Below are 5458 nucleotides of genomic sequence, written 5' to 3'. Positions count from 1 at the left end.
GGCCCCGCCGGTTACCCCCCGGCCCGCACCCCCCGGTGCGGGCCTTCCCCCGTTGTTGCTCCCGCGGGGTCCCCCCGGACCCCGCTTCGTTCCCCCCTGGGAGGTCCCCCCGGACCTCCCGTTCCCCCGTTCGGCGAGGTCCCCCCGGACCCCGCCTTCCCCCGTTCCCCCCAGCCTTCAGGCGACCAGCTCCCCGAAGGACTCCTCCTCGTCACGGCCGAAGCTGAGGACCTGGTCCTCGCGCAGCCGGCGGAGGGACCGCCAGATGCTGGACTTCACCGTGCCGACGCTGATGCCGAGGATGTCGGCGATCTCCGGGTCCGTGCGGCCCTCGTAGTACCTCAGGACCAGCATGGTGCGCTGGAGCTCCGGCAGCCGGGCGAGGGCCTGCCACAGGACCGCGCGCAGTTCGGTGCCGCGCATGGCGTCCGTGTCGCAGGAGCGCTCGGGCAGTTCCTCGGTCGGGTACTCGTTGAGCTTGCGGCGGCGCCAGGCGCTGATGTGCAGGTTCGTCATCGTGCGCCTGAGGTAGCCGCCGACGGCCGCCTTGTCGCTGATCCGGTCCCAGGCCCGGTAGGTGGAGAACAGCGCGCTCTGGAGCAGGTCCTCCGCCTCGAAGCGGTCCCCGGTCAGGTGGTAGGCGGTCGCGTACAGGGAGGCGCGGCGGTCCTGGACGTAGGCGGTGAACTCCGCCTCCGAGAGCGACGACTTCCGCTCCCCCGGGACCGCCGTCCCCTGCGCTCCCCCGTCGGGCCCCCCGGCCCCGTTCCCCCCGGCGACCACGGTCATGTACGTACCGGTGTGCTGCCGTGCGCCGGAGCGGACGCAGGTGCGTCCGTGTGCGGCACCCCCCTCGGCGCCGGTGCGCTCGCTCCGCTTCGGGTCGTGCAGGCGTGTGACAACTGCGCCGGAGTTGGTGCTGTGCAGTGCGTTCATCTCGCGCCCCCCGTCGGTGGAGTCAGGTGCAGCCGGTGTGCGGTACGCGGTGACCGTTGGGCCGTCCGTGTGATGAAGAGCTTGCCAACCGCACTTCACGCCGGTGTCCGCCGACTGTCACAGACCTGTCACAGGGACCGGTCGCCGTGACACGTCTTCCGCGCGGAGCGCCGTCGCCCCTCCGCGCGGAGGACGGGCGACGGGAGATGTCCGGGCAGTCGTCCCCGTACCCCCGGATGGGCCAGAATGGCCCGCGTGCCATTCCTGTTGCTGATCGAGGACGACGACGCCATCCGCACGGCTCTTGAGCTGTCGCTGACGCGCCAGGGGCACCGCGTGGCCACGGCGGCCACCGGTGAGGACGGCCTGCAGCTGCTGCGCGAGCAGCGGCCCGATCTGATCGTGCTGGACGTGATGCTGCCGGGCATCGACGGCTTCGAGGTGTGCCGTCGCATCCGGCGCACCGACCAGCTGCCGATCATCCTGCTGACCGCGCGCAACGACGACATCGACGTCGTCGTGGGCCTGGAGTCGGGCGCCGACGACTACGTCGTCAAGCCCGTCCAGGGCCGCGTCCTCGACGCGCGCATCCGCGCGGTGCTGCGCCGGGGCGAGCGGGAGTCCAACGACTCCGCCGCGTTCGGCTCCCTGGTCATCGACCGCTCGGCGATGACCGTCACCAAGAACGGCGAGGACCTCCAGCTCACCCCGACCGAGCTGCGGCTGCTGCTCGAACTGAGCCGGCGCCCCGGACAGGCCCTGTCCCGGCAGCAGTTGCTGCGGCTGGTGTGGGAGCACGACTACCTGGGCGACTCCCGGCTCGTGGACGCCTGCGTGCAGCGGCTGCGGGCGAAGGTCGAGGACGTGCCGTCCTCGCCGACGCTCATCCGCACCGTCCGCGGGGTCGGCTACCGGCTGGACAACCCTCAGTGACCGTCGCCTCCTCCCGCACGGCCGCCCAGGGGACGCGGCCGACCGACGCGCCCGGCGAACAGCCCTCCCAGGGGCGCGGTTTCAGGACCAGGCTGCGACTGACCTCCCTGAGACTGCGGCTGGTCTTCGTGTTCGCCCTGGTCGCGCTGACCGCCGCCGTGTCCGCCTCGGGGATCGCGTACTGGCTCAACCGGGAGGCGCTGCTCACCCGCACCCAGGACGCGGCGCTGCACGACTTCAAGGAGCAGATGCAGTCCCGCGCGGGCGCGCTGCCGCGCCGCCCCACCCAGGCGGAGCTGAAGACCACCGCCGACCGGATGTCCAACAGCGCGCAGCAGTACAGCGTGCTGCTGATATCCGTGAACGAGGACGGCCGGACCGTCACCGGCAACTCAGACCTGGACACGTTCACCCTGGACGACGTCCCGCAGTCCCTCCAGGACGCCGTGCGGCGCCGCCAGCCCGTCACGGAGACCAACCAGTACCCGTACCACCTCTACTGGCAGCGGACGGTGGGCGAGGACGCCTACGGGACGCTCGACGACGGGACGCCGTTCCTCGTCGCGGGGACGCGGATCATCGACTCCGGCGGCTCCTCCGCGGGCGACGGGTCCGGGGCGGGCTCCGACGAGGCCGGCACGACGGGCTACATGCTCAAGTCCCTGGAGCCCGAACGGGACGACCTGACGTCGCTGGCCTGGTCGCTCGGCATCGCCACCGCGCTCGCGCTGGTCGGCTCGGCGCTGCTCGCGCAGGCGGCGGCCACGACCGTCCTGAAGCCCGTGCAGCGGCTCGGGGACGCCGCCCGGCGGCTCGGCGAGGGGAAGCTGGAGACCCGGCTGCGGGTCTCGGGCACGGACGAGCTCGCCGACCTGTCGCGGACGTTCAACCGGACCGCCGAGGCGCTGGAGAAACAGGTCGCCGAGATGAGCGACCGGGAGCAGGCCTCACGCCGGTTCGTCGCCGACATGTCGCACGAGCTGCGCACCCCGCTGACCGCGATCACGGCCGTCAGCGAGGTCCTGGAGGAGGAGGCCGACAACCTCGACCCGATGATCGCACCCGCGGTGCAGCTGGTCGTCAGCGAGAGCCGGCGGCTGAACGACCTGGTGGAGAACCTCATGGAGGTCACCCGGTTCGACGCGGGCACCGCGCGGCTGGTCCTCGACCACGTCGACATCGCCGACCAGATCACCGCGTGCGTCGACGCGCGGGCGTGGCTGGACGCGGTCGAGCTCGACGCGGAGCGCGGGCTGCTCGCACGGGTCGACCCGCGGCGGCTCGACGTCATCCTGGCGAACCTCATCGGCAACGCGCTGAAGCACGGCGGTTCCCCCGTCCGGGTGACGGTGACGGCGTCCGACACGGAGCTGGTGATCGCCGTCCGCGACCACGGTCCCGGCATCCCCGAGGACGTGCTGCCGCACGTCTTCGACCGCTTCTACAAGGCGAGCGCGTCCCGGCCGCGGTCCGAGGGCAGCGGGCTCGGCCTGTCGATCGCCCTGGAGAACGCGCACATCCACGGCGGCGAGATCACCGCCGCGAACTCACCCGAAGGCGGCGCGGTGTTCACCCTCACCCTCCCCCGGCACACGGACGACGAGCCGGCCGAGGGGGAGCTGTCGTGAGGCGCGTAGGCCCCGCGAGCGGCGCGCTCCTGGCCGCGGTGCTGCTGTCCTCGGCCGTCCTCGCCGGCTGCGGGATCCGGCCGACGAGCGTCCCCACCGACTTCGGCGCGGCGCCCTCGCGCGTGCCCTGCGCGCTGCGGTCGGCGCCCGAGGACGCGACCGCGCAGCCCGCGGACGACGACACCGTGCCGCTGTACCTGGTCTGCCGGGAGCAGCTCGTCAGCGTCGAGCGGGCCGTCGACCTGCCGGAACCGGCCGACGCGACCCCCGACGCCGACGCGACCCCCGATGCCGCCGCGACCCCCGATGCCGCCGCGACCCCCGACACCGCCGCGAAGGCCGGGACGGCCCGCGTCAAGACCGCCCTGGTCCTGCTCGCCGAGCTGCAGCTGCCGGCCACCTCCGCGGAGAAGGACGCCGGACTGACCTCCGACGTCCCCGCCGACCTCTCCGTCACCGGCCCCCGCCGCGACGACCCCCCGGCCACCCTGCGCCTCACCAACGCCCCCGACGCCCTCTCCGACTTCGCCCTCGCCCAGATCGTCTGCACCTACGCCCGCAGCTCCGCGACGGCGGCGGACCCCGACGGCACCGTCCTCCTCGCGGGCCCCCGCGCCGAGGACGCACCGGGGCGGTACACGTGCACGGACGAGCTGCGGGCGAACCCGGGGGCGGGAGTGGCGACGTCGGGCGGCGGCGGGAATCCCTAGCGGTCGGCGGGCGGTGACGGAACGGTCCTGAGGCCGGCCGGCGGGCGGTGACGGAATCGTCCTGAGGCCGGCGGGCCGGTGAGGCCGCGCGGCCTCAGGCCGTGCCCCGTGGCGCGGCCGCGAAGCCGTTGCCGCCGCAAGGGGTTCCCGCGCAGCGCGAACCCCGTTGCCGGCCCCCAAGGCCTCCGCTCCCTCGGAACCGTTGCCACCGCTCCCGCGTCCCCGTACCCGTGCAGCAGCGTCACGCCACGGGCGGCCGGTCGACCCTCCGCGCGGCGGGGATCCTTCTCCTCGTCGCGCATCTGGTGATCGTCGGGTGGCTCACACTGCGCCCGCTCGACGTGCCCTGGGTGAGCCCGGCGAACCTGACCCCCCTCGCGGGGATCCGCGCGGACCTCGCCCTCGGGCGCGAGTACGCGGTCCGCAGCATCGGTAAGGACCTCGTGATCCTCGCCCCGCTGGGCCTGCTGCTCCCGCTGGCGCACGGCCGGCTGCAGGTCTCCCGGCTCGGCTCGTTCGCACGGACCGTCGCGGCGGGTGCGTTCGTTTCGCTGGCCGTGGAGCTGCTGCAGACCGGCGTCCCGGGCCGGGTGGTCGACGTCGACTCGCTGTGGCTGAACACCATCGGGGTCGCGATGGCGCACCTCGCGGTCGTCCCGGTGCTGCGCAACCGCCTGCGGCGACGCACGGGCGACGGTCTTCCGGCGACCGGCGGCACCGGCTTCGGCCCCGGCGCCGACGAGACGCACCGCACGGGACCGGGCCAGCCGGACGAACTGCCGCTGACGGGCGCCCACGTCGGGCTGGTGCCGTAGCTCGGCTCCGACGCCGCGGGGCGAGTCCGGGCCGGTCTCGGGGTCGACCCCGAGGGGAACCAGGGTCGGGGTCCCTCGGGAGGGGGATGTTTTGTCCGATTGGTCGCCGTAGCTTTGAGGCATCGGGAGCGGGGCACTCGCATCGCGCGGGAGAACTCGCGGAATACGGAGGAGACCATCATGAGCGGGAAGCTGGTTCGGGCGGAGCACGACAAGGTGATCGGTGGGGTGTGCGCGGGCCTGGCCCGGCGCTTCGGCACCTCCGCGAGGACGATGCGGCTGATCTTCCTGGTCTCGTGCCTGCTGCCCGGCCCCCAGTTCCTCCTCTACCTGGCCCTGTGGATATTCGTGCCGTCCGAGCGACGGGCGGGGACGGCGCACGCGGCCTGGTAGGGGCCGAGCCGACACACGGCGGCGGGCGGCGACCTCGGGACGC

General features: G+C 73.6%; 6 protein-coding genes. 5 read left to right on the top strand and 1 reads right to left on the bottom strand.

Features of this window, described 5'->3' with window-relative positions; translation table 11 throughout:
- Window positions 1-177: 177 nt before the first annotated feature.
- Window positions 178-936: a SigE family RNA polymerase sigma factor gene (locus tag ACFWEG_RS28040; protein ID WP_387220648.1), complete on the bottom strand. Its 759-nt coding sequence runs from the start codon at window positions 934-936 to the stop codon at window positions 178-180.
- Window positions 937-1191: 255 nt separating this feature from the next.
- Here ACFWEG_RS28040 and afsQ1 point away from each other — a divergent pair, with 255 nt between their 5' ends.
- The 5 genes from afsQ1 to ACFWEG_RS28015 all read left to right on the top strand — a co-directional run bounded on the left by afsQ1 (window position 1192) and on the right by ACFWEG_RS28015 (window position 5415).
- The gene (afsQ1, locus tag ACFWEG_RS28035) at window positions 1192-1869 is read left to right on the top strand and encodes a two-component system response regulator AfsQ1 (protein ID WP_387220646.1); all 678 of its coding nucleotides are present in this window, start codon (window positions 1192-1194) and stop codon (window positions 1867-1869) included.
- On the top strand, window positions 1767-3497 hold the full coding sequence (locus ACFWEG_RS28030; RefSeq protein ID WP_387220650.1) for an ATP-binding protein: 1731 nt from the start codon (window positions 1767-1769) through the stop codon (window positions 3495-3497). Before afsQ1 ends, ACFWEG_RS28030 begins: the two co-directional genes overlap by 103 nt.
- Window positions 3494-4207 carry a hypothetical protein gene (locus ACFWEG_RS28025; RefSeq protein ID WP_387220644.1) on the top strand — a complete coding sequence of 238 codons (714 nt, stop codon included), beginning with the start codon at window positions 3494-3496 and terminating at the stop codon, window positions 4205-4207. The genes ACFWEG_RS28030 and ACFWEG_RS28025 overlap by 4 nt, the downstream gene beginning before the upstream one ends.
- A 230-nt stretch (window positions 4208-4437) precedes the next feature.
- On the top strand, window positions 4438-5022 hold the full coding sequence (locus ACFWEG_RS28020; RefSeq protein WP_387220641.1) for a VanZ family protein: 585 nt from the start codon (window positions 4438-4440) through the stop codon (window positions 5020-5022).
- Between the two features lie 180 nt (window positions 5023-5202).
- Window positions 5203-5415 carry a PspC domain-containing protein gene (locus tag ACFWEG_RS28015; RefSeq protein WP_387220638.1) on the top strand — a complete coding sequence of 71 codons (213 nt, stop codon included), beginning with the start codon at window positions 5203-5205 and terminating at the stop codon, window positions 5413-5415.
- The last annotated feature ends 43 nt before the right edge of the window (window positions 5416-5458 follow it).

Source organism: Streptomyces sp. NPDC060194, from assembly GCF_042728285.1.
Lineage (GTDB): Bacteria > Actinomycetota > Actinomycetes > Streptomycetales > Streptomycetaceae > Streptomyces.
The sequence above is the reverse complement of the archived record's forward strand: the minus strand, read 5'-3'. Positions and strand labels throughout refer to the sequence as shown.